This window comes from Streptomyces geranii (assembly GCF_002954775.1).
Lineage (GTDB): Bacteria > Actinomycetota > Actinomycetes > Streptomycetales > Streptomycetaceae > Streptomyces > Streptomyces geranii.
Genome location: NZ_PJME01000004.1, coordinates 203,006 through 228,570 on the forward strand (window position 1 = coordinate 203,006; position 25,565 = coordinate 228,570).

A 25,565-nucleotide genomic window follows, 5' to 3' on the forward strand; every position below is an offset into this window, starting at 1 on the left:
GTCAGTCCTGCGGGCGCGTGCCGTCGGGCAGCCAGTGCAGGGCGAACCAGAGTTCCATGCGTACGCCGGTGTCCTGGAGGTCGACGTCGAGGAGTTCGCCGACCCGTGCCAGCCGGTGGCGCACGGTGTTGCGATGGATGTGCAGGGCCGTGGCCGTACGGTCCCAACTGCCGTGCAGCGTGAGCCAGGTGCGCAGTGTGTCGAGAAGGACCGGCGCACCTGGAGCACCGGCCCGGTCGAGCGCGGCGAAGCGGGCGCGGGCCAGATCCTGGGCGTCGGCGGGGGAGATGAGCCCGTGCACGGTGAGCGGGTCCTCGGTGTGGACGGCGGCGGGCTCCTGGGCGGCGGTCGCGCGCTGGAGTGCACGGCGGGCCTGCCGGTCGGCCCGCGCCAGCTCCGAGGCCGGTGCGGGCGCGCTGAACCCGAGCACCCAGCCCAGGTCGGCGGCCCGCGTGGAAACCTCGGGGCGGGCGTCCGGCGCGCTCGGGACGAGCGCCTTGAGCGCGGGGCCGTCGACGTACAGGTAGGGGGTGCCCAACACCGTACCCAGGGTGGCGAGTTGGGCCGGGTCGTCGCCCGGGTGCGGTGCCGGCGCCGAGCGCGGGGGAGTGTGGCGGCCGTGCACCACGACCCAGTGTCCGGCGTACGCCGTCCCGGCGGGCGCCAGCGCGGGCGCGACGTCGGCCGGTGCGGCCCCCAGCATGAGCCGTACGAGCGCGCCCGCACTGCGGGTGTCGGTGCCCAGGGCGTGCCGGGGGCTGGTGAGCAGGGCGAGCAACACGGTCGCCGTACCGGTGACCTGACGGTGGATCAAAGTCGGCGCGGTGAGCGTGACTTGGCCGAGGGCGAGCGACCCGGCGGTGCCGTCCCCGCCGGGCAGCGTGTGCACGGTCAGGTGAACGCCGTCCCGGTGATCGGCCGCCGAGGCGGGCACCGACCGGCCCGCACCACGCGTGTGGGCGCGCGCGGTGGTGCGTGCCGCGAGGTCACGTACCCGCTCCGGCGCGGGTGACGCGGGCCGCGTACCGGCGCTGAACAGTTCGTCTCCCCGCGCGTCGAGGAGGACCGCCCAGGCGCCGGTGTGCCCGCTGAGCCGGTCGAGCACCGCCTGCAGCGCGTCCGGCCGGGCGGCGGCAGCGGCCAGCGCCGACTGGGCGCGCGAGATCTCGCGCAGCTCGTGGTTGCGGGCCTCGGCGATCGCGGCGTACGTGGCCTGCCCGACGGCGACGAACGGCGTGGCCGGCGGCAGCCGCAGCAACGGCAGCCCGTGCCGGTCGCAGGCGGCGACCAGCTCGGCGGGCACCTCCTGATGGACGGGCGCGACACCGAACCCGAGCGCGCTCACCCCGGCGGCGACGACCCGCCGTACATACGTGTCGACGCCCTCCGCGTCGGGCGGCAGCCGCACCCCCGCGGTGAGGAGCAGTTCGCCGCCCACCAGATACGGCGACGGGTCCTCGATCTCCGTCGTGCCGACCGTGCTGACGAGGGGGTCCCGGGCCGGACCCGCGATCTGGCGGATGCCCAGCGCGGGATCGGCGAGCAGCACGCTCAGTGGCACGGACGGCAGTTCGGACTCGGTCATGAGGGGACATCCTCCCGGTCCGGCGGCAGCGCACAGCACTGCCGGAATCATCCAACGGACGCCTGAACATTGTGCAGATCGACCACTTCGGCGGCAGCGCGAACGCCGATATCGTCATGCCACCCCACAGGGCACCGTCCCCGGCCCGGCCCCGCACCCGGTCGCCGAACTCTCCTCTCATTCCGCCTCCGGAGGACTCTGATGACCGTCGACTACCTCGTCATGGCCGCATACCTGCTGGGCATCATCGGCGTCGGCTGGTGGGGCAAGAAACGCGCCGCCTCCAAGAGCGACTTCCTCGTCGCAGGCCGCCGCCTCGGCCCGCTCATGTACACCGGCACGATGGCCGCCGTCGTCCTCGGCGGCGCCTCCACCATCGGCGGCGTACGCCTCGGCTACACCTACGGCATCTCCGGCGCCGCCATGGTCTTCGCCATCGGCCTCGGGCTGCTCGCCCTGAGCGTCTTCTTCTCCGCCCGCATCGCCCGTCTCAAGGTCTACACCGTCGCCGAGATGCTCTCCCTGCGCTACGGCGACACCGCCGCCGTGATCTCCGGCGTCGTGATGTGGATCTACACCCTGATGCTGGTCGTGACCTCGACGATCGCCTACGCCAGTGTCTTCGACGTCCTGTTCGACGTGCCGAGCTGGGTCGCGGTGCTCGTCGGCGGCACGATCGTCGTCGGCTACTCGGCACTGGGCGGCATGTGGTCCATCACCCTCACCGACATGGTGCAGTTCGTCGTCAAGAGCCTCGGGGTGCTCGTCCTGCTGCTGCCGATCGCCGTCGTCAAGGCCGGCGGCTTCGCCGCCATGGCCGACAAACTGCCGGACGGCTATCTCTCCCCGACCTCCATCGGCGGCCAGACCATCCTCACCTTCGTCCTGATCTACACCTTCGGCATGCTCATCGGACAGGACATCTGGCAGCGCGTCTTCACCGCCCGCTCGGACAGGGTCGCCGCCTGGGGCGGCACTGTCGCGGGCGTCTACTGCCTGGTCTACGCCGTGGCCGGCGCCGTCATCGGCATGGCCACCAAGGCCCTCTACCCGAGCCTCGCCGCCGCCGACCAGGCGTTCGCCACGATCGTCCAGCAGGCCCTGCCCACCGGTGTCAGGGGCCTGGTCCTGGCCGCCGCGCTCTCCGCGATGATGTCCACCGCGAGCGGCGCCCTGATCGCCTCCGCGACCGTCGCCAACAACGACATCTGGTCCCGCCTGAGCCGCCGCACCCGCACGGCCACCGGCACCGCGAACTCGCCCACCGGCTCCGCGGACGCGGAGGACGGCGACGAGATCCGCGCCAACCGGCTCGCCATCGTCGTCCTCGGGGCCGCCTCGATGGCCATCGCCTGCGCCCTCGGCGACGTCATCGAGGCCCTCACCGTCGCCTACAACCTGCTCGTCGGCGGCCTGCTCGTGCCCATCCTCGGCGGCCTCGTCTGGCGGCGCGGCAACCTCCAGGGCGCCATGGCCTCGATGATCGCGGGCGGTACGACGGTCGTCGCCTTCATGGTGACCGACGGCCTCCTCGCCAACGAGCCGATCTACTACGGCCTGTTCGCCGGCCTCGTCGCCTACGTCGCTGTCAGCCTCCTCACCAAGCCGACCGAACAGGCCGTCGTCGAGGCCTGGCACCGCCGCCTGGCAGGCGAACCGGCCCCGGCGGCAGAGGAGTTGAGCACGGTCTGACCACGGCTCCCACGCCGTCCGAGGCGTGCCCCGGCCACCCGCCCGGGGCACGCCGCCACCCCGCCCACCTCCGGCCGAAGGAGCGCCACCGATGACCGAGCTGTCCCTGCGCCGCGAACTCGCCGCGGTCTACCGTCTCGTGGCGCACTTCAGGATGACCGACCTGATCTTCACGCACATCTCCGTCCGGCTCCCCGGCCCGGAACAGCACTTCCTGATCAACCCCTACGGCCTCCTCTTCGAGGAGATCACCGCGTCGAACCTCGTCAAGATCGACCTGTCCGGCAAGCCCGTAGAGGAGAGCCCGCACCCGGTCAACCCCGCCGGCTTCGTCATCCACAGCGCCATCCACGCCGCCCGCGCCGACGCCCACTGCGTCCTGCACACCCACACCAGGGCCGGCTGCGCGGTCGCGGCCCAGGAGCACGGTCTGCTCCCGCTCAACCAGATCTCCATGGAGTTCTACGGCAGGCTCGGCTACCACGACTACGAAGGCGTCGCCCTCAACCTCGCCGAACAGCGGCGCCTCGTCGCCGACCTCGGCGACCACCCCGCGATGATCCTGCGCAACCACGGCCTGCTCACCGTCGGCGAGACCCCCGCACAGGCGTTCCTGCGCATGTACTACCTGGACAAGGCCTGCGAGATCCAGACCACGGCCACCGCCGGAGGCGCCCGGCTCGTCATCCCCGACCCCGACATCTGCGAACTCACCGCACGCCAGCTCACGGCCGAGGACGACTCCTCGGACCTCCAGGACGACAGGGCGTACGACCTCGCCTGGTCGGCCCTGCTCCGACTGGCCGACCGCATCGCCCCTGACCACAGGGACTGACGGCGTGCATGGCGGACGTCCTGAGGGTGGGTCGGCAGGCGGGAGAAGCCGCACCCCTGAGTGGTGCGCGGTGCCTTCGCGGGAGGGGGACGGCCATGGCGCCGGAAGGCCACCACGGCCGCCGCCCCCCACCGGTACGGAGGTCAGCGGATGCTGTGCACCCGCTGGGTGGTCAGCTCGTAGCGGGCGCCGACGATCGTCAGGGCGCCCGAGTCCACCTTTGCGGCGAGGTCGGGCTCGGCCGCCAGATGCGAGCGGATGAGCCGTATGTTGGCGTCGATCGTCGCGTCGACGCGCGCGTCGCCCTCCTTGGTGCGGTCGATGGCCGGGCTGATCTGGTCGGCCAAGTACTGGATGTGCGCGGGCAGTTCCTCACCCGACAGGTCCGCCTGGACGGTGGCCTTCACCGCCCCGCACGACTGGTGGCCGAGCACCATCAGCAGCGGGATGCCCAGTTCGAGCACGCCGTACGCGAGGCTGCCGAGCACGGCCTCGTCGAGGACCTGGCCCGCGCTGCGTATGGTCATCAGGTCGCCCAGGCCCTGGTCGAAGACCAGCTCCGGGGGGACCCGGGAGTCGATGCAGCCGAGCACCAGGGCGAAGGGGTGCTGAGCGGTCGTCAGTGCCTGCCGGACGGCGGGGGACTGGTCGGGATGCTGCTGCCGGAAGGTGCGCCAGCGGCGGTTGCCCGCCGACAGCTCCCGCAGGGCTTCCTCGGCGTTGGTGGGCCGCTTGCGCGGAGCGGCGATGGGGGGTGCGGCAGCCGCGGGTTCGGTGCCGATGGCCAGGCCGGCGCCGAGAGCCGCCGTCCCGGTGAGCGCGGCGCGGAGAAGGGAGCGCCGGGCGGGGGGAGTTGGATCTGAGTTCACGCAGTGGAACGTACGTCCGGCAAAACGCTTCTCTGTTCGGGTTACCGAATCATGGTCGAGCGTGGCCGAATCATGATCAGGTGTTGAGCCGCTCTTGGCCATACCGAGGAGAATCCTTGGCCACGGCTCAGGCAACTACGCATAAGGCACCCCCGACTCGACACGAGGAGGCTCTCTTCATGACACAGACGCCGGGTTCCGCGGCGGCGGGGCTGGACCGGGTGCTGGCCGTGGTCGAGGCGAGGCAGGCCGAGTTCGAGGAGAGACGGCAGGTTCCGCGCGACGTGATCGCCGTGTTCAAGGACGCCGGGCTCTACCGGGCGAGCGCCCCGCGCCGGTTCGGCGGCGACGCCCTTGCGCCCGGGGAGTTTCTGCGTCTCGTCGAGCGGATCTCGGTCGTCGACGGCTCCGCCGGGTGGGTCGCGAGCTTCGGCTCGGCGCTGGTCTATCTGGCCGCGCTACCGCTCGATACCCAGGCCGAGTTGTACGCCGACGGACCCGATGTCGCCTTCGCGGGCGGCCTGTTCCCCGTACAGCCCGCCGAACGCGTCGAGGGCGGCTACCGGGTCTCGGGCCGCTGGAGGTTCGCCAGCGGCTGCGTGGGCGCGGACGTCCTCGGCGTCGGCATCAAGCCCGGTGCGGACGGGGACGGCACGGACCGGGCGGGCCGTCCCCTCACCGCCGTACTGCGGCCCGACCGGGTGCGGATCGCCGAGAACTGGGACGTCGTCGGGCTGCGCGGCACCGGCAGCCACGATCTGGTGGTCGACGGGGTCCTCGTACCGGAGGAGTGGACGTTCGTGCGCGGCAGCGCAGCCACCGTCGACGAGCCCCTCTACCGCTACCCGACCGTCCCCTACGCCTCCCAGGTGCTGGCCGTCGTCGGCCTCGGTATCGCCCGCGCGGCCCTCGACCATGTCATCACCGAGGGCGGCAGGCCCGGCTACACCGGCGCCCCCAAGCCCGCCGAACGCCCCACCTACCGCATCGCGATCGGCCGGGCGGAGGCCCAACTCCGGTCCGCACGCGCTTTCTTCTACGAGGCCACGGAGGAAGCGTGGGCGACCGTCCAGGCCGGCGACCCGGCGACCGACGCACAGGCGAGCGCCCTGCGCCTGGCCTCCGCGCACCTCGCCAGGACCTCCTTCGACGTCGTCCGCGCCGCCTACCAACTCGGCGGCATCGACGCCGTCGCCGACGACAGCCCCCTCCAGCGCCATCTGCGGGACGCGTCCGTCGTACCCCAACACGCCTTCCTCCAGGAGGGCATGTACGACGGCGCAGGTGCCGTCCTCATGGGAATCCAGCCCTTCCCCGGCTACATCTAGTGCCGTTCAGTGCTGTTCGGTGCCGTCGGCGCGCAACCTGTTCGGCTCGGGCGGCGTTGGACAGTACGTGCCATTCCGGCGACTCGCGCCACGCGGAACTCCCGTCATGCACAACTCCCGCCATGTGAAAGGGGATCATGCGTTCTCTGACCTTCGTCTTCGGGACCGGGCGCAGCGGCTCGACGGCGCTGTCACGCATCCTCAACTCCCACCCGGACGTCCTGAGCCTCAACGAGTACATGGCCTCCGTGGGCGACGCGGCCTTCCCGCAGGGGGAGTTGGACGGTGAGGAGTTCTGGCAGGCGCTCTCCCGGCCCGCGCCGCACTTCGAGCAGATGATCCGCAGCGGGCTGCCGCTGCCGGAGTTCCTGCACACCCGCCGCCCCGGCAGGTACTCGGCACCGACCGCGTGCGCGGTCCCCGCGCTCTCCCTCATGGTGCTGCCCCACCTCACCGACGACCCGGACGCGCTTCTCGACGAACTCGGCGCAACCCTGGTGCACTGGCCGGTCCGTACCGCCGTCGAGCACCACCGGGCCCTGTTCGACCTGCTCGGCACGCGCTTCGGACGTACCGCAGTCGTGGAGCGCTCCGGCTACTCGACCGGTTGGGCACCGGGGCTGCGGGAGGCCTTCCCGGAGGCCAGGTTCGTGCACATGTTCCGCGACGGCCCGGACTGCGCCCTGTCCATGAGCCGCCACCCCGGATACCGCACGATCTTCCTCCTGCGTGAGATCAAGGCCCGCTCGGGCATCCGCAGCTTCAAGGACCTCACCCCCGAGCACATCCGCGCGCTGCCCCCGGACCTGGCACCCCTGCTCGGCGAACGCTTCGACCCCGCCCTCGTCCGCGAACGCCCCATCCCCCTGCGGGACTTCGGCGCCCTGTGGTCCGAACTCGTCACCGACGGAACGGAGTTCCTAGCCACCCTCCCCGCCGACCGGCGCACCACCCTCGCCTACGAGGACCTCCTGGACCACCCGGCCGAAGAGCTGACCCGCCTGGCGGAGTTCATCGGCGTGACCCCCGACCCGCGCTGGCTGCACACCGCGTCCGCCGCGCTGGACCACAGCCGACGGGGCTCGGCCCGCGGCCTGCCCGCCGCCGAACTCGCCGAACTGCGGGCCGGCTGCGCCCCGGGCACGCAAGCGCTCGTCAGTCCTGGGGCTGCCACAGCTCGATCCGATTCCCCTCGGGATCGGTGACCCAGCCGAATCGACCGACACCCTCCATGTCCTGCGTCTCCTCGGCGACGTCCGCACCCTTGGCACGCAACTGCGCGAGCATCGCGTCCAGGTCGCGGACCCGGAAGTTGAGCATGCTCTGCTGGGCGCGGGACCCGAAGTAGTCGGTGTCGGCCTCGAAGGCCGCGAACACGGTCGGTCCGGCTGCCTGTTGCCACAGCCCGTGCTCGTCGGCGTCCAGGCCCAGGCAGTCGCGATACCAGGCGCTCAGAACCGCCGGATCGACCGCCCGCATGAAGTGTCCACCGATACCAAGCACACGTTCCATGCGGCCATCCTGCCAGCACGGCAACCGACCGCACCGGCACCACGCACCGGCGCTCGCGCACTATCGTCGGTGGTTTCGGGGACCTGGGGGGATCACCGTGCCGAACGCGTCATCCGCGTCATCCACTTCATCTGGTTCAGGCGCTTCGTCCGCCGAGTCCGCTGCCCAACGGCCCTCGCCGCCGAGCCTCTGGCGGGACGGCGACTTCCGCAGCCTCTGGGTGGGACAGACCGCCTCGCAATTCGGCGAGCATGCGAGCCTGGTGATTCTGCCGCTCTTCGCCGTTCTGACACTTGACGCGGGCGCAGGCGAACTGGGCGTCCTCCGGGCGGTGGGACAGGCGCCGATCCTGTTGCTCTCGCTCTTCGTCGGCGCGTGGGTGGACAACTGGCGGGCCCGTACGGTGATGGTGCTGACGGACGCGGGCCGAACCGTGGCGCTGGGTGCCGCCGCCGTGGCCGGTCTCTTCGGCTGGCTCGGCCTGCCCGCACTGTTCGTGGTCGCCTTCGCCGTTGGAGCCCTGTCCGTTTTCTTCGACGTGGCCTACCAGACCTCCCTCGTACGGCTGGTGGGACGCGATCAGTTGGTGCGGGGCAACAGCATGCTGGAAGGCAGCCGGTCCGCGGCCCAGATCGGCGGTCCCGCCCTCGGGGGCACGCTGGTGTCGCTCCTGTCGGCGCCCATCGCCGCCGCGTCCAGCGCCCTGTTCTTCGCGCTGTCGTTCCTGTCGATCCGGCGCATCCGACGGACCGAGACGATGCCCGAGCGCTCGAAGCGCCCCGCCCGGGTGTGGCGGCGAATCCACGAGGGCCTCCGTTTCGTCATCGGCGACACCTCGCTGCGGACCGTGTGCCTCGCGTCGGCCGCGTTCCAGTTCTCCTTCGCGGCCATGATGACCGTCTACCTGCTGTTCCTCCCGCGCGAACTCCACCTGTCGGGCACCGCCGTCGGGCTGTCCCTCGCGGCGACGGGACCGGGCGCGCTGCTCGGCGCGGTCCTGGCCGCCCGGCTGCCACACCGGTTCGGCCATGGCACGGTGCTCGTGGGCGCGGCCCTGCTCGGCGACGGTGCGTTCCTGCTCGTACCCGCGCTGCACGGCTCCTCCGCCGTGACGGTTGCCGTGCTCCTGGCGGTCAGCTTCGTGTTCGGGACGGGCAGCCAGTTGGTGAACGTCACGGTGATGGCCGTCCGCCAGGCGGTCACTCCGTACGACATGCAGGCCCGCGCCGCCGCCACGATCACGTTCGTCGGCATGGGCCTGACCCCGCTCGGCTCCCTGCTCGGCGGATTCCTCGCTGAGGATTGGGGACTGCGCACCGGCCTCCTGGTGACGGCGGCGGGCATGACACTGTCCCCGGCGGTGATGGCCCTGTCCCCGCTGGCCCGCCTGGGCCGGACCCTTCCTCACGGCTAGGCGTTATTGGTTAGTTGCCAGGGCTAGGGCTAGGGCTAGGGCTAGGGCCAGGGCACGGCGTGCGGGCGCAGGACCATGAGCGGGCCCTCCAGGGCGGCCACCATCGCGAAGGGGAACCGGTCGAGTTCGACGCAGAGGGCGACGTCGTCGGGGTGGACCCCTTGCCGTACCCCCTCCGTCAGTTCGGCGGCGGCACGCGAGTCGGCGGCGCGGCGGAGGAACTCGGTGGCGTCCGTGCCGTCGTCGACCGCCCGGCCGGCGATGTACTGGGCGCACGCCAGGTCCTCGTCGGCCCGCCCGTCCTCGCCGGTGACGACGAACGTGACGCTGTCGCACGCGCGTGCCCGAAGGAGCCGGGCCGTCGCCTCCGCCACCACGAAACCGGCGCACAGCACCAGCGACGCGTCCTTGACCGCGAGGGCGCCGACCGTCCCGGCGGTCGTCTTCTGTACGACGGTCCGGCCGCCTAGGTCGACGGAGCGCAGCAGGCCCGGCGAGTTGACGGCGTCGAAACCGGGCGCGGGCGGACCGTCCTTGAGTGCCACCCAGTCCGGATGGCGGGCCTTGAGCGCCAGGGCGGCGTCCAGCGACTCGGCCAGAACGATCTTCTCCGCCCCCTGGCCGAAGGCCCACGCGGCCACGGTGTAGGCACGCATGACGTCGATCACGACCGCCACGGACGGGACTTCGGTCAGTTCGGCGATTCCGAGAAAACGAGCATCCATTCGGATCATGATCGCCTACGCCCGAGCCGAAGCATCCCAAGGGTGGCGCGCATCACATCGAGCGTCACCTCGCGATCACACCGAGTATCACCTCGGTCGGGCCGATCGGCCCGACCGGCCGGAGGCCCGCCCCCCCCCCCCCCCCCCCCCCCCCCCCCCCCCCCCCCCCCCCCCACAACCCCCCCGTGTAACAGACACCGCACAGCTACAACTCCCGCCCCACCTCACCGGTCGAACCCGATGTGTCGCACACCCGTGCCGCGGCGGAACCGGTGCCGCCCGGCGCACCACCTCCAGTCCCGACCGAACTCGGAGTTGACCTGTGCCCAGCCAGACCCTGACCACGCGGCTCGCCGCCACCACCGCGTTCCTCCTCGCCGCCACCGCCCTGTCCGCGCCCGCCGCCCTCGCGAAGCCCTCGGACGACGAACCCGCCCGCGCCTACGTGCTGACCGTGAGCACCGACCCGACCAGCACCGACTACGAGAACCGCCGCGTCGACGTCACCGGCACGGTCACCAAGGCCGACGGCACCCCGGCGGCCGGCGTCCCCGTCACCGTCCGCGAGGTCGTCCGCTTCACCACCTGGAACCCCTGGGGCGACCCGATCGACCCCACCTACTACGACCCGCGCGACCTGGGCACCCCGGTGACCGACGCCACCGGGACGTTCACCGTCCCGGACGTCAACATCGACCTCATGAGCGGCAACAGCCTGCTCAACGTCCAGCGCGAGGTGCAGATCACCGCCACCTACGACGAGGACGGCGACCTCAACACCCCGCAGGACGGCTACTTCACGGACACCACCGTGACCACCAAGGCCAGGACCAGCTCCGTCAGTTACCAGGTCAACAAGAAGAAGGTGAAGGCGGGCGACATCCTCACCGTCCAGGGCAAGGTCACCCTTCCCAAGGGCGTCGAGGAGACGGGCACCGAGGTCTTCCTCCAGACCTACTGGGAGAGCCAGTACCGCGTGAAGGTCCGCGCGGAGGAGGACGGCTTCTTCGTGATGTCCGTGCGCGTGAGGGACTACGACGACACGTTCACCCTGCGCACCGCCCCGACCGACCTCTACGTGGCGGGCGCAGAGAAGCCACTACCGATCACCAACACCTCCCTCCCGCGCCCGTAGCGCTCCGGACAAGGGGGTGCGGACGTGCCACGGGGTACACCCGGGTTTCCACGGGTGCGCCCGGGGTCCCCTCGGCGCGACGGTGGCTGGGTAACCGAGCCGGGCCCTGGCGCACGATGAGCCGGTCCCGGTGGTCCACAGTGCCGGGAGTGGGGATGTCCGTCATGCGCCTGTCCAGCGTCGACGTCGTGTCGGGGCCGAGCCCGTCGAAGGCGGGCCCGGCCGGGAGAACCCTGACGGCGCTCGTCCGTTCCGGGCCCGAGACGGCGGCGGACTTCGAGCGGGTACGGTCCCTGCTGTTCGGGATCGCCTACCAGACGCTGGGGCGTGCCGCCGACGCCGAGGACGTCGTACAGGACGTCTGGGTCCGCTGGCAGGGCACGGACCGGGCCCGGGTACGGGACCGCGTCGCCTTCCTCGCGGCCGTCACGACCCGGGTCGCCCTCAACGCGGCGACCTCGGCCCGGGCCCGCCGGGAGATCAGCGCCGGCGGCCTGCTGCCCGAGCGCCCGGCGGTGTCCGGCGCCGCCGGGGCCGTCGATCCGGCGCACGAGGCCGAACTGGGGGAGGCCCTCGAATCCGCCGTCCGGCTCCTCATGGAACGGCTCCTGCCCGTCGAACGCGCCGTGTACGTACTGCGCGAGGCGTTCGAATACCCGTTCCGCGAGATCGCCGAACTGCTCGGCATCAGCGAGGTCAACGCACGTCAACTGGCGCTGCGGGCACGCAGACATCTCGCCGCGCCACGGCACAGCCCGGTCGACGCGACGGAACGGGACGTACTCCTCGAAGCCTTCCGCGACGCGGCCCGGGCCGGCGACATGGCCCGCCTGCTCGACCTCTTCCAGGGGCTCCGCACATCTCCGCAACCTCGATGATCCCTTCCGACAACCGAGCCGCCGCACTCCCGCGGTTCACCGTCCGAACCGACAGGCCCGGCCGTGCGCCCGTGGTGCATGATGGGGACGACCCGAGTCGAAGATCAGGGTCTTGCTCCCTTGACCTGCGCGGTGGTGGTGGATGTCGAGCAGCGCTCCTCGGCGCGGGCTGCGTGGCCGGCGCGGCGAGTGCGTGGTGCTGGAACAGCTCGTGGCCGACGCCAGGAGAGGGCAGAGTCAGGTCCTCGTGCTGCGCGGCGAAGCCGGGGTCGGCAAGTCCGCGCTCGTCGAGTACCTGGTCGGGAGCGCGCCCGGCTGCCAGATCCTGCGGGCCGTCGGCGTCGAGTCCGAGATGGAGCTGGCCTTCGCCGGGCTGCACCAGCTGTGCATGCCGATGATGGGCCAGCTCGACCGCCTTCCCGTCCCCCAACGCGACGCCCTGGCCGTCGCGTTCGGTCTGCGCGCGGGCAGCGCGCCGGACCGTTTCATGGTCGGACTCGCGGTGCTGAGCCTGCTGGCCGAGGTCGCCGAGGAACAGCCGCTCGTCTGCGTGGTGGACGACGCCCAGTGGCTCGACCGGGTCTCCGCGCAGACCCTCGCCTTCGTCGCACGCCGGCTACTCGCCGAGCAGGTGGTACTGGTGTTCGCCGTGCGCACCTCGGTGATCCCGCCCGCCGACGACCCGCTGGCGACGCTGCGCGAACTCGTCGTCGCCGGTCTGCGCGACGAGGACGCGCGGGCGCTGCTGGACTCGGTGGTCCCCGGCCGCCTCGACGAACGCGTCCGGGACCGGATCGTCGCCGAGACCCACGGCAACCCACTGGCCCTGCTGGAACTGACCCGGGGCCTGACCGCGGCCGAACTCGCAGGCGGCTTCGGACGTCCGGACGCGCGACCACTGGCCAGTCAGATCGAGCAGAGTTTCCTACGGCGGATCGGGTCGCTCCCGGACGCCGCGCAACGCCTCCTGCTGGCGGCGGCGGCCGAACCCGTGGGCGACGTACCGCTGTTGAGACGGGTCGCCCAGCGGCTCGACATCGGCGCGGACGCCGCCGGAGCGGCCGAGGCGGCGGGACTGATCGAGTTCGGGGCGCGGGTACGGTTCCGCCATCCGCTGGTCCGCTCGGCGGCCTACCGCGCCGCCGACCCCGGAGAACGCCGGGACGTGCACCGCGCGCTGGCCGAGGCGACCGACCCCGAGTTCGACTCGGACCGCCGCGCCTGGCACCGCGCCCACGCGGCGCTCGAACCCGACGAGGCCCTGGCGGCCGAACTGGAACGCTCGGCCGACCGGGCCCACGCCCGCGGCGGGATCGCGGCGGCGGCAGCCTTCCTGAGACGCGCGACCGAACTGACACCCGATCCCGCCGTACGGGGAACGAGAGCGGTCGCCGCGGCCCGGGCCGCCTTCGAGGCCGGGGCCCCCGACGCGGCGCTCGAACTCCTCGCCGCCGCGGAGATGGGCCCCCTGGACGAGGCCCGGCACGCGCGGCTGACCCGGCTGCGCGCCCAGATCGTCTTCGCGCGCAGGCGCGGCGGCGAAGCCCTGCCGCTGCTGCTCGACGCCGCCGGACGGCTGGAGGGGGTCGACGACGCTCAGGCCCGCGAGGTGTACCTCGAAGCACTCGGCTCGGCGCTCGTCGCGGGCCGCCTGTGCGGACACGGCGGAGTACGGGAGGTGGCCGAGGCCGCCCGCGCGGCCCCACGCGGACCGCGACCGCCCAGACCGGCCGACGTACTGCTCGACGGCCTGACGACACGGCTCACCGAAGGCTATGCCGAGGGCGCGGCGGTGCTGAAGCCCGCCCTGCGGGAGCTGCGGCGGGCCGCCGGGCGTGACAAGGACGACGTCATGCGCTGGCTCTGGCTGACCTGGCTGGTCGCCGGCGACCTGTGGGACGACGAGACCTGGCACGAACTGACCACGCACGCGGTCCGGGCGGCCCGCGAGACCGGCGCGCTCAACTTCCTGCCGCTGGCCCTCTCCTACCGGGCGGTCGTCCATGTGCACGCGGGAGAGTTCGACCTCGCCTCGGCCCTGATCGACGAGTCCGACACCCTGACGCTGGCGACCGGCAACTCCCGCCTCGGGTACGCCTTGTCGCTGGTCATGGTCTGGCGCGGCGATCTCCGGGCGGTCGAGGTGGTCAGCGACGGCGTCCGCGACGCGACCTCCTGGGGCGAGGGGCGGGTGATAGGCATGGCCCCCTATCTGCTCGCGGTGCTCTACAACGGCCTCGGCCGGTACCCGGAGGCCCTGGCCAACGCCGTACAGGGCGACGAGTACGAGGATTTCGCGTGCAGCGGGTTCACCCTGGTCGAACTGGTCGAGGCGGGCGCCCGCAGCGACGCCCCCGAGGCGGCCGAGGCGGCCCTGCGCAGGCTGGAGGCACAGGCCGAGGTCGCCGGCACGGAGTGGGCCCTCGGCGTACTGGCCCGGTCGAGAGCACTGCTCTGCGAAGGCCCGGCCGCCGACCCGCTCTACCGCGAGGCCATCGAGCGCCTCGGGCGCAGCCGGGTCACCGTCCACCTCGCCCGCACCCACCTGGTGTACGGCGAATGGCTGCGCCGCGAGAACCGGCGCCTCGAAGCACGTGAACACCTGCGCACCGCCCACGACATGCTGCGCGGCTTCGGGGCGAGCGCCTTCGCCGAGCGCGCCCGCCGCGAACTCGTGGCCACGGGGGAATCGGTACGCCAACGCACGGTCGACGTACGGGAGTCGCTCACCGCGCAGGAGGCCCAGATCGCACGGCTCGCCGCCGAGGGCAGAACGAACTCCGAGATCGGCGCCGAGCTGTTCATCAGCCCCCGGACGGTCGAATGGCACCTGCACAAGGTGTTCACCAAGCTCGACGTCAACTCACGGAACAAGCTGCGGGGGGCCTTGGCCCGAGCGTGATGGCCATCCGCGCCTGCGCGCCTGACGCTGGGCGGTGGGCGGTGGTCAGTTCTTGAGGAGGGCGCAGACGAACCTTTCCTCCACCGCGCGCAGCTGCTCCAGCAGCTGCGGCTTCGTCGACTGGTTCACCTGTGTGGTGAGCGAGAACGTCAGCGACCGCTCTCCGTCCGGGGTCGCGGCGATCAGCTGGGTGTAGCCGGGGGTGTTGCCGGTGTGGCCGAGGACGACTCCGCAGCGCGTGGTGTACCGGAAGATCGCCTCGCCCGCCTCGTTCCGGCCCGGGCCGGCCGGTTCCGAGGCGCCGTCGATCCAGCGGCGCTGCTGGCGCAGGGTCTCCCGGGAGATCAGCGAGCCGCCCGCGTAGCCGCGGATGAACCTGGTCATGTCCTTCGGCGTGGAGACGATTCCGCCCGACGCCCACACCCCCGAGGCCCCGATCAGCTCACTGACGTCCTCCGGCGGGGCCGGCGGCTGCACCGGGACGTCGTAACCGCGCATGTACGGCTCCGGCAGCTCGAACCCCTGCGGCAGGCTCGTGTCGCGCAGACCGAGCGGACGGTAGACCAGGCGCCGCAGCAGTTCCTCGTAACGGGTGTGGGTCGCCGCCTCGGCCATCAGGGCTACGGCGATGTTGTCCGAGTTGGAGTACTGGTACCGCGAGCCCGGGCGGAACAGCAGCGGGTCGCGGGCCACGAAGTCGAGCAGCCGCCGGGAGTCGAAGACGTGGTGCGGATCGGCCTGGAGGATGCTGATGAACTCCGGGCTCCGGCTGAAGTCCGGCAGACCGCTGGTGTGGTTCAGGAGCTGTCGCAGGGTGACCGCGCGCCAGGCTCGCGGGAGCGAGGGCAGTCGGCGCCCGATGGTGTCGTCGAGCCGGAGCGCGCCCCGGTCCACGAGGCTCAGGGCCACGGCGCCGCTGAACGCCTTCGCCGTACTGGCGATCCGCATGTGATCGGTCGGCTCGACCGGCCGGCCGGTTTCGAGATCGGCGGTCCCGGCCCGCAGGATCCGGCGGGACTCGCCGCGCTGGAGGACGGCGATGACACCGGGCGGGCCGCCCGGGGCGCTGACCAGCTGTTCGAGTTGGCTGAGCAGCGCGGATTCCGTGGGCGTGTGGTCCGCGGGTGCGTGGCCCGTGGTCGTGCGGTCGGTGGTCGTGCGGTTCGTGTCGGAACCGGGCGCCTCGGCTTCGGCGGGCGCGGACACCAGGGCCGTCAGACAGGCGCCGACCAGCACGGCGGTGACCGGCAGACGCAGCTGCGGACGGGGGAGTTTGGGCAGCGGCACGGATTCTCCTCGGTGGACTGGGCGGGCCAGCTGGACTGACTGGACCGGGTGGGCCATGGGGTCAGGGCACGCCCAGCATCGGCCGGGTGACGCCCGGCTGCCCGTGACGCTGCTGCATACGGCCGAGCGCGCAACCTGCCGCGCCCGGGCGCCGCACGCGTGCCACAAGGCCCGCCCGGTGAGCGTCCCGGCGGCCCGGGCGGGGGAGAATGGGGCCGTACCGACGGTTGACCTTTGCGGAGGAGCGGGAAATGCAGAACGCGCGAGCGGGCCAGGTCGCCGGGCCCGATGACCTCATCGATGTGGCCCGTCTGGTCACGGCGTACTACGCGCTGCACCCCGATCCGGCCGACCCGGGCCAGCGGGTGGCGTTCGGCACCTCGGGACACCGGGGCTCGGCGCTGGCGACGGCGTTCAACGAGGACCACATCGCGGCCACCAGCCAGGCCATCTGTGAGTACCGAGCCGCCCAGGGCACCGACGGCCCCCTCTTCCTCGGCGCCGACACCCACGCCCTGTCCGAGCCCGCCCGGATCACGGCACTGGAGGTGTTCGCCGCAAACGACGTGACCGTCCTCATCGACGAGGCCGACGGCTACACGCCCACCCCGGCCGTCTCGTACGCGATCCTCGCCCACAACCGCGGCCGTACGTCAGGTCTTGCCGACGGGGTCGTCGTCACCCCCTCGCACAACCCGCCCGCCGACGGCGGCTTCAAGTACAACCCGCCGAACGGCGGCCCCGCCGGTTCCGAGGCGACCTCCTGGATCCAGGACCGGGCCAACGACATCATCACCGGCGGCCTGAAGGACGTACGCCGAATCCCCTACGCCCGCGCCCTGGCCGCACCCGGCACCGGTCGCCACGACTTCCTCGGCGCGTACGTCGCCGACCTCCCGAACGTCCTCGACCTGGACGCGATCCGGGCGGCGGGTGTACGCATCGGCGCCGATCCGCTCGGCGGTGCCTCGGTCGCCTACTGGGGCCGGATCGCCGAGGAGCACCGGCTCGACCTGACAGTGGTCAACCCGCTCGCCGATCCCACCTGGCGCTTCATGACGCTGGACTGGGACGGCAAGATCCGGATGGACTGCTCCTCGCCGTACGCCATGGCCTCGCTCATCGAGCAGCGGGACCGCTTCGACATCGCCACGGGCAACGACGCCGACGCCGACCGGCACGGCATCGTCACCCCGGACGCGGGCCTGATGAACCCCAACCACTACCTCGCCGTCGCGATCTCGTACCTGTTCTCGCACCGGGAGCGGTGGCCCGCGGGCGCCGGGATCGGCAAGACCCTGGTGTCGTCCAGCATGATCGACCGGGTCGCCGCCGACGTCGGCCGACAGCTGGTCGAGGTCCCGGTCGGCTTCAAGTGGTTCGTGGACGGCCTGTCCGACGGCACGCTCGGCTTCGGCGGCGAGGAGTCGGCGGGCGCGTCCTTCCTGCGGCGCGACGGCTCGGTGTGGACCACCGACAAGGACGGCATCATCCTGGCGCTGCTCGCCTCCGAGATCACGGCGGTCACCGGCAAGACCCCCTCGCAGCACTACGGCCTGCTCACCGACCGCTTCGGCGCCCCCGCCTACGCGCGCGTCGACGCCCCGGCCTCGCGCGAGGAGAAGGCCCTGCTAGCCAAGCTCTCCCCGAGCCAGGTCACCGCCGACACCCTCGCCGGAGAGCCCGTCACCACGGTCCTCACCGAGGCCCCCGGCAACGGCGCCGCGCTCGGCGGCATCAAGGTCGGCACCGCCAACGCCTGGTTCGCGGCCCGCCCTTCGGGCACCGAGGACGTCTACAAGATCTACGGAGAGTCTTTCCTCGGCCAGGACCACCTGCGGCAGGTGCAGGAGGAGGCCAGGGGCGTGGTGCTCGCGGCGCTGAACGCCTGACCCTGACGGACAGGACGGGTGACGCCGCTCGACAGGGCGTCACCCGGCCCCGGGACACGCCATGAGTTCCGAATGGGCAACCGGTTTCACACACCCGGCGGGTATAAGTTGATGCATCAACTGACCATGTATGGCTGAACTGGGAGCCGAACAGATGTCCCTTGCAGTGCAGTTCTCCGAATACGGCAATCCTGACGTCCTGCGTGTCGTGGACGTACCGCCCCTCACCGCGGGCCCCGGGCAGGTACGGCTCGCGGTGCGTGCCGCGGGCGTCAACCCGTTCGACTGGAAGGTGCTGCGCGGCTACATGAGCCAGGTCATGCCGCTCGATCTGCCGGCCGGTCTGGGCTCGGACGTGGCCGGGGTGGTCGACCAGGTCGGCGAGGGCGTGACCGGGTTCAGTGTGGGCGACGAGGTGCTGGGCTCCTCGCTCACCCCGTCCTACGCCCAGGCTGCCCTCGCGGACGCCACCGCACTGGTCGCCAAGCCGGCCTCGGTGCCCTGGGAGGTGGCGGGCTCCCTGGCCGGTGCGGGCATCACCGCCTGGCAGGTGCTGAGGAAGCTCCAGGTCGCCAAGGGCGAGACCCTGCTGATCCACGCCGCCGCCGGGGGAGTGGGCACGTTCGCCGTCCAGTTGGCCGTCGCCCGTGGTGTCCGCGTCATCGGCACCGCGAGCGAACGCAACCACGAACAGCTCCGCGCCCTCGGCGCCGAACCGGTGACCTACGGCGAGGGCCTGGTCGAGCGCGTACGGGCCGTCGCGCCCCAGGGCGTCGACGCGGTCCTCGACGCCTCCGGCCGGGGTGAGATCCCGGACTCCCTCGAACTGGCGGGCGGACCTGCCCGCGTCCTCACCCTGGTCGCCTTCGACGCCGCCGACACAGGCATTCAGGTCCACCGGGCGGAGCAGGAAGGAGGCGGCGCCGAAGCGCTCCGGGAGATCCTCGCCCTCACGCTGGACGGCCGCCTGCGGGTGCCCGTCTGGCGGACGTTCCCCCTCGCGGAGGTGGCGGCGGCGCTGGAGGTCAGCCAGTCCGGGCACCTGAGCGGCAAGTTGGTTCTCCTTCCGTCGTAGCGGTGCCGTCGCTCGAACTTGGCCGAATCTGATCCACGAAAGTTGATGTGTCATCCATGTCTCGCGTGTAGCTTTTGGTTGACGCATCAACTAGAGCGTCCAGGGCGTCCAGAGCGTCTTTCTCGGAACAGAGGCAGCCGATATGAGCGACAAGAAGATCATCGTGGTCACCGGAGCGACGGGCGCCCAGGGCGGCGGCGTCGCTCGGGCGATCCTCGCCGACGCGGACTCGGGCTTCGCGGTACGCGCGTTGACCCGGGACCCCGCGTCCCCCGCCGCCAAGGAACTCGCCGACCTCGGCGCAGAGGTCGTACCGGCCGATTTCTACGACGAGCCCAGCGTGCACAAGGCGTTTGACGGCGCCTACGGGGCCTTCCTCGTCACCAACTTCTGGGCGCACGGCTCGGCGGCCAAGGAGACGGAGGAGATCGAGGTCCTGGTCCGGGCCTCGAAGCAGGCGGGCCTGCGCCACGTGGTGTGGTCCACGCTGGAGGACACCCGTGAACTGCTGCCGCTGGCGGACGACCGGATGCCCGTGCTCCAAGGCGCCTACAACGTCCCGCACTTCGATGCCAAGGGCGCGGGCAACGAATTGTTCCGGCAGGCGGGAGTGCCGACGACCTTCCTGAACACCACCTTCTACTTCCAGGGCTTCCTACAGGGGTTCGGCCCGCAGCGCGCCGAGGACGGCGTACTCGCGCTCACCCTGCCGTTCGAGGAGGGCAAGCTCCTGGCCGGGGTGGACGTGGCGGACATCGGGCGTACCGCGCTCGCCGTGCTCAAGGGCGGCGAGCAGTACATCGGCAGCACCATCGGCCTCGCGGGCGACCACCTCACCGGCGCCCAGTACGCGGCGAAGCTGGCCGCCGCGATCGGCGAACCGGTGCGCTTCCAGTCCGTGCCCTACGACGTCTTCCGCACCCTCGACCTGCCCGCGGCCGAGGAGATCGCCAACATGTTCCAGTACTACGGCGACTTCGACCAGAAGTTCACCGGCGCCCGCGACCTGGACCGGCTGCGGCGGCTGAACCCGGCGCTCACGAGCTTCGACGCCTGGCTGGCCGAGAACGCGTCGCGGATCGAGGTGAAGTGAGATGAGCGTCTTACCCATCGGGACAGCTGGAGCAAGGGGCGGTGCGGCGGGCGGTGCGAGCGGGCGGCTCGGTGGCAAGGTCGCCCTGGTCACCGGCGCGAGCCGTGGCATCGGCGCGGCCATCGCCCGCCGCCTGGCCCGTGAGGGCGCGGCCGTCGCCCTCACCTACAACTCGTCCCCCGGGCACGCCGAGAAAGTCGTCGCCGAGATCGTCGCCGACGGCGGCCGGGCGGTGGCGCTCGCGGCCGACGCGGCGGACGCGGAGGCCGTCCGCGCCTCGGTCCTCGGCACCGTGGCGGCCTTCGGCCGCCTGGACATCCTGGTGAACAACGCCGGAGGCGGCACCCTGGGCCCGATCGGGGAACTCACCGTCGACGACTTCGACCACGCCGTCGCCGTGAACATCCGCTCGGTGTGGGTGGCGTCCCAGGAGGCGCTGCGGCACATGGGGGACGGCGGCCGGATCATCTCGATCGGCAGCGTCTTCGCCGACCGGATGCCGATCCCGAACGGTACGCCGTACTCCCTCACGAAGGCCGCCATCGGCGGTTTCACCAGGGCACTGGCCCGGGAGCTGGGGCCGAGGGCGATCACGGTGAACAACGTCCAGCCCGGCCCGGTGGCGACCGACGGCAACCCGGCCGACGGCGAACTGGCCGGTCTGATGACGGGACTGACCCCGGCGGGCCGCTACGCGTCGCCGGAGGAGCTGACCGGCCTGATCGTCTACCTGGCCGGCCCCGAGTCGGCCTTCGTGACGGGCGCGACGATCAACATCGACGGCGGCTACACCGTCTGAGGCGGGGGTGGAGGGGAACGTACGAGGGTGTTCGATGAAGTGTCAACCACGTCTAGACTCCCCGCATGGGAGAGACCGCGCGGTGGCTGACGCCGGAGGAACAGCACGCTTGGCGGAGCTTCATCAGGCTGCAGGAGCGGCTCGGCGGCCGGCTGGCCCGGCTGCTGCAGACGGACTCCGGACTGTCGGGCGCCGACTTCGCGGTGCTGGTGCATCTGACGGACGTACCCGACGGGCGCCAGCGCTACCAGGACTTGGGCCGCGCGCTGGAGTGGGAGAAGAGCAGGATGTCCCACCACATCGCGAGGATGGCCGGACGGGGACTGGTCGTACGCGAGGAGTGCGCGGAGGACGCGCGCGGCGCGTTCGTGGTGATCACGGACGCGGGCCGGGCGGCCATAGAGGCCGCCGCGCCCCGCCATGTCGAGGCCGTACGCGAACTCTTCCTCGACCATGTCACACCGGCGGAACTGCGCGTCCTGGCCCAGCTCTCCGAACGAGTCGTGAGCAAACTGGACGACGACCGCCCCTGAGCGGCGGCGGCGCCGTCGTCGGCCGGACAGGCGGCGGAAGACAGCGGAAAGGCAACGGAATAGGTGGCACGCCTTGCACGTTGCCGAGTAATAAGTTGATACATCAACCTCTTGGAGGCTGGGAGCGATGCAGTTCGGCATCTTCACGGTCGGCGATGTGAGCACCGACCCGGCCACGGGCCGCACACCGACCGAGCACGAGCGGATCAAGGCGATGGTCACCATCGCGCGGAAGGCCGAAGAGGTCGGACTGGACGTCTTCGCCACCGGTGAGCACCACAACCGGCCGTTCGTCCCGTCGTCCCCGACGACGATGCTGGGCTGGATCGCCGCGCGCACGGAGCGGATCGTCCTCTCCACGGCCACCACGCTGATCACCACCAACGACCCGGTGAAGATCGCCGAGGACTACGCGATGCTCCAGCACCTCGCCGACGGCCGCGTCGACCTCACGATGGGACGCGGCAACACCGGCCCCGTCTACCCCTGGTTCGGCAAGGACATCCGCCAGGGCATCAACCTCGCCGTGGAGAACTACGCGCTCCTGCACCGCCTTTGGCGCGAGGACGTCGTCGACTGGGAGGGGAGGTTCCGGACACCGCTCCAGTCGTTCACCTCGACACCCCGCCCGCTGGACGGCGTACCGCCCTTCGTCTGGCACGGGTCGATCCGCTCACCGGAGATAGCCGAACAGGCGGCGTACTACGGTGACGGCTTCTTCCACAACAACATCTTCTGGCCGAAGGAACACACCCAGAGAATGGTCGAGTTGTACCGCACCCGCTACGCGCACTACGGCCACGGCACCCCCGAGCAGGCCATAGTCGGCCTCGGCGGCCAGGTGTACATGCGCCACAACTCCCAGGACGCCATACGTGAGTTCCGCCCGTACTTCGACAACTCACCGGTGATGGGCGGCGGACCGTCGCTGGAGGAGTACATGGCCGAGACCCCGCTGACCGTCGGCACCCCGGATCAGGTCATCGAGAAGACGCTCGCCTTCCGCGAGTACGCGGGCGACTACCAGCGCCAGTTGTTCAACGTGGACGGCGGCGGAGTCCCGCTGAAGGCGGTCCTGGAGCAGATCGACCTGCTGGGCGAGGAGGTCGTCCCGGTGCTGCGCAAGGAGTTCGCCGTCGGCCGACCGACCGACGTGCCCGACGCTCCCACCCACGCCTCCCTGCGCACCGCGCGCGACGCACAGGTCGGCAGCCGCTGAGTCGACGGCCGGGCATTTGTCCAGCGGTACGGTTGTACGGTTGTCGCGACGGCAGGGATCACATTCCTCATCTGGCCGTAAGAAGGACTGGGGGAGACGTTCTCGATGGGGACCGTGGTGCACGTCCCGCAGACGCGGGACATGATCGGGGACGAGCTTTCCGGCGACGAGGCGCTCACCGCGCTGCGGCACTACGGGGGCCGCCAACTGTTCCTCGACGCGTTCGCCCGCTTCCGCTACGCCGACGGGTTCACCAACTCCCGTTCGCTCGCCTTCCAAGTGGTCGTCGGCCTGGTGCCGTTCACCATCGCGCTGGTCGGCGTGGCCACCACCGTGCACACGGAGAGCGTCGGGCGGATCATCGAACTCACCCTCGGCCGGATCGTGCCGGGTGCCAGCGCCGACCTGGTCGAGGACGCCCTGGACGCCACCGCCCGCAGCGCCGGTACCGGAGTCTGGAACGCCGTCGCCATGTGGCTGGGCCTGGCCTTCGCCGTCCTCAACCTCGCCTCCGCGATGGCCCAGGTCGAGCGGGGCGCCAACCGCATCTACGGCATCGAACGCGACCGACCCTTCCTCGCCAAGTACGGCCGCTCCCTCCTCCTCGCCCTCGCGGCGGGCATGCCGATGGTCCTCGGCTTCCTCGTGCTGGTCGCCGGGGACGCCATCGGCAACGCGGTGGTGGAAGCCCTCGGCTGGCCCCGGGGACTGCTCGACTGGTGGCGCCCCCTCGAAGTACCCCTGGGTGCCGTACTCGCCTGGGTCGCCTCGGCGGTGATCTTCCGCTGGGCCCCGCGCAGGGACCAACCGGGCTACACCTGGCTCGCGTTCGGCTCGGCGGTACACCTGGTCCTGTGGATCACGGCCACCTGGCTGCTGGCGCTCTACGTCGCCAGGAGCGGATCGTTCGGCGCGGTGTACGGTCCGCTGACGGCGTTCGTCGCCCTGTTGCTGTGGGCGAATCTGACGGGCGTGGCGCTGTTCCTGGGCATCGCGTTCGCCGCCCAACTCGAAGCGGCCCGGGCCGGAATCACCGAGCCGGTGCAGCCGGATCCGGGCCCCGGGCCGTGAAGGTGCGTTGAGGGTCGGGGCGGATCGGCATACTGTGGGCGCCTTTGCGCGGGGGGCCGTGCACGACGGTTGGCCGTCCCAGCACCCCGAACGACCCACCAGCACCGCGCACGGCTGCCCCTCTCCTGGTCACGAACATCCCGGCGCTCCGGCCGTCACGCCTCCTCGCGCGCCGGTGCCGCGTACGGATGCCCGTGCCCGGAGAGCCGAGGAGGACGTCGGTCGCCCGTGAGGCGAGGGCGGAGGAGCGACAGGACGGTGGCCGCCGCCAGCAGACCGGCGCAGACGAGACTCGCGTGTGCGAATGCCGTGCGGGGACTGCCCGTTGACCCCGTGGTCCCGTGCAGATAGCTCCCGGAGACGGCGCTCAGGGCGACGGCCGCCGCGATCCGCTGGGCCATCTGGAGGATGCCGCCCGCTACTCCGGCGGCCTCGGCCGGGGCGTGCTGGAGGACCAGGGCCTGGTTGGGGGCGATGGTGAGCCCGGCGGCGGCGCCGGACAGCAGTTGTACGGCGGCCAGTCCCAGGGGAAGCGCGGCGCGTGGCGCGGTGAGGGCGACGGCCGCGCCGCCGAGGAGGGTGAGGATGCCGAGTGCGAGACCGAGCGTGACGGTGTGCGGGCCGAGCCGGCGCACCACACGCCAGGCCACGGCCGAGGACACCCCCATGGCCACGGCCGAGGGGAGGGTGACGAGGGCGGCGGTGAGCGCGGACAGGCCGAGGCCGCTCTGCAGGAACATGGTCAGGACCAGCGTCGCGGCCAGCGAGGAGCCGAAGGAGGCCATCGCGACGGCCGTGCCGAGGGTGTAGGGGCGTGAGCGCGGCAGCGACGGATGGACCAGCGGCACCCGGCCGGATCGCATCCGTGAACGTTGCTCCAGGGCCAGGCAGCAGGCGAGTCCGACCGCGCCGCCGGCCCACAGCGCGGCCTGCGGGGCGCTGTCCGGCGTACTGATGAAGGGCAGCATCAGGGCCAGCGTGAGCGCGCCGGTCCAGGCCAGGCCCCACCAGTCGAGGCGGCTGCGTCCGGCGGTGCGGCGCGGCGTCGGAAGCCAGCGGAACGCCAGCCAGAGGGTGACAAGGCCGCACGGTGTGTTGAGGAGCAGACACAGCCGCCACCCCGGCTCGGGGCCGAAGGCCGCGACCAGGGTGCCGCCCAGCGCCGGTCCGAGCGCCGCGGCGACGCCGCCGGTGACGGCGTACAGGCCCAGTGCGCGGGCCCGGTCCAGGCCGCGGAAGACGTCCTGGATGGTGCCGATGACCTGGGAGTTGACCAGCCCGGCCCCGGCGCCCTGCACCAGCCGGGCCGCGATCACCACGTCCGGCCGGGTCCCGGTGGCGGCGACCGCGCCGAACAGGACGAACGCCGACAGCCCCACGAGGAACAGCCATTTGCGCCCGTGCACATCGCCGAGGCTGCCGCCCGGCACCAGCATCAGGCCGAAGGTCAGCGAGTAACCGGCGACGATCCACTGCACATCGGTGGCGCCCGCGTCCAGCGACCGGCGCAGCGCCGGTACGGCGATGTTGAGGACCGACTGGTCGAGCAGGGTCGTGGCCCCGGCCGCCATGCACACCATCAGCACCCGCCGGGCGGCGCGATCTTCTCCCGGGAGCATGCGCACATGGTCACACCGGTCACCGTCTCCTGTCTCCGGTCACGGTGTCCTGTTCGCAGAACGGAAACACTCCGTTCGCAGGCGGCGAGGATTCACGCTCCC

The 25,565-nt window shown here is 71.7% G+C and carries 21 protein-coding genes; 15 read left to right on the forward strand and 6 right to left on the reverse strand.

Annotation, left to right across the window (positions count from 1 at the left end; genetic code table 11):
- Position 1 precedes the first annotated feature (1 nt).
- A complete protein-coding gene (locus CW359_RS07945) occupies positions 2-1,585 on the reverse strand; it encodes a PucR family transcriptional regulator (protein WP_105969064.1) in 1,584 nt (527 codons plus the stop codon).
- A gap of 201 nt (positions 1,586-1,786) precedes the next feature.
- On the opposite strand from CW359_RS07945, the gene CW359_RS07950 reads away from it, so the two are divergent.
- Together CW359_RS07950 and CW359_RS07955 are read left to right on the forward strand one after the other, a co-directional pair.
- Complete coding sequence (locus tag CW359_RS07950; RefSeq protein ID WP_105969065.1) at positions 1,787-3,277, forward strand: sodium:solute symporter family protein; 1,491 nt, start codon at positions 1,787-1,789, stop codon at positions 3,275-3,277.
- Between the two features lie 91 nt (positions 3,278-3,368).
- The gene (locus tag CW359_RS07955; RefSeq protein ID WP_105969066.1) at positions 3,369-4,112 is read left to right on the forward strand and encodes a class II aldolase/adducin family protein; all 744 of its coding nucleotides are present in this window, start codon (positions 3,369-3,371) and stop codon (positions 4,110-4,112) included.
- A gap of 143 nt (positions 4,113-4,255) precedes the next feature.
- On the opposite strand, the gene CW359_RS07960 is transcribed toward CW359_RS07955, so the two are convergent.
- The gene (locus CW359_RS07960; RefSeq protein WP_105969067.1) at positions 4,256-4,981 is read right to left on the reverse strand and encodes a carbonic anhydrase; all 726 of its coding nucleotides are present in this window, start codon (positions 4,979-4,981) and stop codon (positions 4,256-4,258) included.
- 179 nt (positions 4,982-5,160) lie between these two features.
- Between CW359_RS07960 and CW359_RS07965 the strand changes: the two genes are divergently transcribed.
- Positions 5,161-6,309 (forward strand): acyl-CoA dehydrogenase family protein, encoded by a 1,149-nt coding sequence (locus tag CW359_RS07965; RefSeq protein ID WP_105969068.1) that lies wholly within the window; start codon positions 5,161-5,163, stop codon positions 6,307-6,309.
- Between the two features lie 137 nt (positions 6,310-6,446).
- Positions 6,447-7,514, forward strand: coding sequence for a sulfotransferase family protein (locus CW359_RS07970; protein WP_105969069.1), 1,068 nt, complete (start codon positions 6,447-6,449; stop codon positions 7,512-7,514).
- Here the strand turns inward: CW359_RS07970 and CW359_RS07975 are convergent.
- Positions 7,465-7,821, reverse strand: coding sequence for a VOC family protein (locus CW359_RS07975; protein ID WP_105969070.1), 357 nt, complete (start codon positions 7,819-7,821; stop codon positions 7,465-7,467). The two genes, CW359_RS07970 and CW359_RS07975, sit on opposite strands and share 50 nt — an antisense overlap.
- Before the next feature lie 97 nt (positions 7,822-7,918).
- Here CW359_RS07975 and CW359_RS07980 point away from each other — a divergent pair, with 97 nt between their 5' ends.
- Positions 7,919-9,235 carry an MFS transporter gene (locus CW359_RS07980; protein ID WP_105969071.1) on the forward strand — a complete coding sequence of 439 codons (1,317 nt, stop codon included), beginning with the start codon at positions 7,919-7,921 and terminating at the stop codon, positions 9,233-9,235.
- Between the two features lie 41 nt (positions 9,236-9,276).
- On the opposite strand, the gene CW359_RS07985 is transcribed toward CW359_RS07980, so the two are convergent.
- On the reverse strand, positions 9,277-9,960 hold the full coding sequence (locus CW359_RS07985; protein ID WP_105969072.1) for a 2-phosphosulfolactate phosphatase: 684 nt from the start codon (positions 9,958-9,960) through the stop codon (positions 9,277-9,279).
- 322 nt (positions 9,961-10,282) lie between these two features.
- On the opposite strand from CW359_RS07985, the gene CW359_RS07995 reads away from it, so the two are divergent.
- The 3 genes from CW359_RS07995 (at position 10,283) to CW359_RS08005 (ending at position 14,875) form a co-directional block, all read left to right on the forward strand.
- Positions 10,283-11,095, forward strand: coding sequence for an acyl carrier protein (locus CW359_RS07995; protein ID WP_105969074.1), 813 nt, complete (start codon positions 10,283-10,285; stop codon positions 11,093-11,095).
- Positions 11,096-11,250: 155 nt separating this feature from the next.
- A complete protein-coding gene (locus CW359_RS08000; protein ID WP_232838283.1) occupies positions 11,251-11,973 on the forward strand; it encodes a sigma-70 family RNA polymerase sigma factor in 723 nt (240 codons plus the stop codon).
- A gap of 142 nt (positions 11,974-12,115) precedes the next feature.
- Positions 12,116-14,875: a LuxR C-terminal-related transcriptional regulator gene (locus CW359_RS08005; RefSeq protein ID WP_105969075.1), complete on the forward strand. Its 2,760-nt coding sequence runs from the start codon at positions 12,116-12,118 to the stop codon at positions 14,873-14,875.
- 45 nt (positions 14,876-14,920) lie between these two features.
- Here the strand turns inward: CW359_RS08005 and CW359_RS08010 are convergent, their stop codons facing one another.
- Positions 14,921-16,156, reverse strand: coding sequence for a serine hydrolase domain-containing protein (locus CW359_RS08010; RefSeq protein WP_232838310.1), 1,236 nt, complete (start codon positions 16,154-16,156; stop codon positions 14,921-14,923).
- Positions 16,157-16,413: 257 nt separating this feature from the next.
- On the opposite strand from CW359_RS08010, the gene pgm reads away from it, so the two are divergent.
- From pgm to CW359_RS08045, 7 genes are all read left to right on the forward strand, one after another.
- Positions 16,414-18,054 (forward strand): phosphoglucomutase (alpha-D-glucose-1,6-bisphosphate-dependent), encoded by a 1,641-nt coding sequence (gene pgm / locus CW359_RS08015; RefSeq protein ID WP_105969077.1) that lies wholly within the window; start codon positions 16,414-16,416, stop codon positions 18,052-18,054.
- 154 nt (positions 18,055-18,208) lie between these two features.
- Positions 18,209-19,129, forward strand: coding sequence for an NADP-dependent oxidoreductase (locus CW359_RS08020; RefSeq protein WP_105969259.1), 921 nt, complete (start codon positions 18,209-18,211; stop codon positions 19,127-19,129).
- Between the two features lie 142 nt (positions 19,130-19,271).
- Positions 19,272-20,222, forward strand: coding sequence for an NmrA/HSCARG family protein (locus tag CW359_RS08025; RefSeq protein WP_105969078.1), 951 nt, complete (start codon positions 19,272-19,274; stop codon positions 20,220-20,222).
- A gap of 1 nt (position 20,223) precedes the next feature.
- Positions 20,224-21,021 (forward strand): SDR family oxidoreductase, encoded by a 798-nt coding sequence (locus CW359_RS08030; RefSeq protein WP_105969079.1) that lies wholly within the window; start codon positions 20,224-20,226, stop codon positions 21,019-21,021.
- Positions 21,022-21,086: 65 nt separating this feature from the next.
- A complete protein-coding gene (locus tag CW359_RS08035; protein ID WP_105969080.1) occupies positions 21,087-21,554 on the forward strand; it encodes a MarR family winged helix-turn-helix transcriptional regulator in 468 nt (155 codons plus the stop codon).
- Positions 21,555-21,681: 127 nt separating this feature from the next.
- A complete protein-coding gene (locus tag CW359_RS08040) occupies positions 21,682-22,773 on the forward strand; it encodes an LLM class flavin-dependent oxidoreductase (protein WP_105969081.1) in 1,092 nt (363 codons plus the stop codon).
- A 105-nt stretch (positions 22,774-22,878) separates the two neighbouring features.
- Entirely contained in the window at positions 22,879-23,844 is a 966-nt protein-coding gene (locus tag CW359_RS08045) for a YihY/virulence factor BrkB family protein (protein WP_105969082.1), read from the forward strand.
- Positions 23,845-23,999: 155 nt separating this feature from the next.
- Here CW359_RS08045 and CW359_RS08050 read toward each other — a convergent pair whose 3' ends face one another.
- Positions 24,000-25,463, reverse strand: a complete 1,464-nt coding sequence (locus CW359_RS08050) for an MFS transporter (protein WP_198655130.1) — start codon at positions 25,461-25,463, stop codon at positions 24,000-24,002.
- Positions 25,464-25,565: the final 102 nt, after the last annotated feature.

Excerpts from the sequence above, each read along its gene's own strand:
- CW359_RS07945 (WP_105969064.1), bottom strand. The coding sequence starts at position 1,585 with ATGACCGAGTCCGAACTGCCGTCCGTGCCACTGAGCGTGCTGCTCGCC.
- CW359_RS07950 (WP_105969065.1), top strand. The coding sequence starts at position 1,787 with ATGACCGTCGACTACCTCGTCATGGCCGCATACCTGCTGGGCATCATC.
- CW359_RS07955 (WP_105969066.1), top strand. The coding sequence starts at position 3,369 with ATGACCGAGCTGTCCCTGCGCCGCGAACTCGCCGCGGTCTACCGTCTC.
- CW359_RS07965 (WP_105969068.1), top strand. The coding sequence starts at position 5,161 with ATGACACAGACGCCGGGTTCCGCGGCGGCGGGGCTGGACCGGGTGCTG.
- CW359_RS07970 (WP_105969069.1), top strand. The coding sequence starts at position 6,447 with ATGCGTTCTCTGACCTTCGTCTTCGGGACCGGGCGCAGCGGCTCGACG.
- CW359_RS07975 (WP_105969070.1), bottom strand. The coding sequence starts at position 7,821 with ATGGAACGTGTGCTTGGTATCGGTGGACACTTCATGCGGGCGGTCGAT.
- CW359_RS07985 (WP_105969072.1), bottom strand. The coding sequence starts at position 9,960 with ATGGATGCTCGTTTTCTCGGAATCGCCGAACTGACCGAAGTCCCGTCC.
- CW359_RS08000 (WP_232838283.1), top strand. The coding sequence starts at position 11,251 with ATGTCCGTCATGCGCCTGTCCAGCGTCGACGTCGTGTCGGGGCCGAGC.
- CW359_RS08005 (WP_105969075.1), top strand. The coding sequence starts at position 12,116 with ATGTCGAGCAGCGCTCCTCGGCGCGGGCTGCGTGGCCGGCGCGGCGAG.
- pgm (WP_105969077.1), top strand. The coding sequence starts at position 16,414 with ATGCAGAACGCGCGAGCGGGCCAGGTCGCCGGGCCCGATGACCTCATC.
- CW359_RS08020 (WP_105969259.1), top strand. The coding sequence starts at position 18,209 with ATGTCCCTTGCAGTGCAGTTCTCCGAATACGGCAATCCTGACGTCCTG.
- CW359_RS08025 (WP_105969078.1), top strand. The coding sequence starts at position 19,272 with ATGAGCGACAAGAAGATCATCGTGGTCACCGGAGCGACGGGCGCCCAG.
- CW359_RS08030 (WP_105969079.1), top strand. The coding sequence starts at position 20,224 with ATGAGCGTCTTACCCATCGGGACAGCTGGAGCAAGGGGCGGTGCGGCG.
- CW359_RS08035 (WP_105969080.1), top strand. The coding sequence starts at position 21,087 with ATGGGAGAGACCGCGCGGTGGCTGACGCCGGAGGAACAGCACGCTTGG.
- CW359_RS08040 (WP_105969081.1), top strand. The coding sequence starts at position 21,682 with ATGCAGTTCGGCATCTTCACGGTCGGCGATGTGAGCACCGACCCGGCC.
- CW359_RS08045 (WP_105969082.1), top strand. The coding sequence starts at position 22,879 with ATGGGGACCGTGGTGCACGTCCCGCAGACGCGGGACATGATCGGGGAC.
- CW359_RS08050 (WP_198655130.1), bottom strand. The coding sequence starts at position 25,463 with ATGCTCCCGGGAGAAGATCGCGCCGCCCGGCGGGTGCTGATGGTGTGC.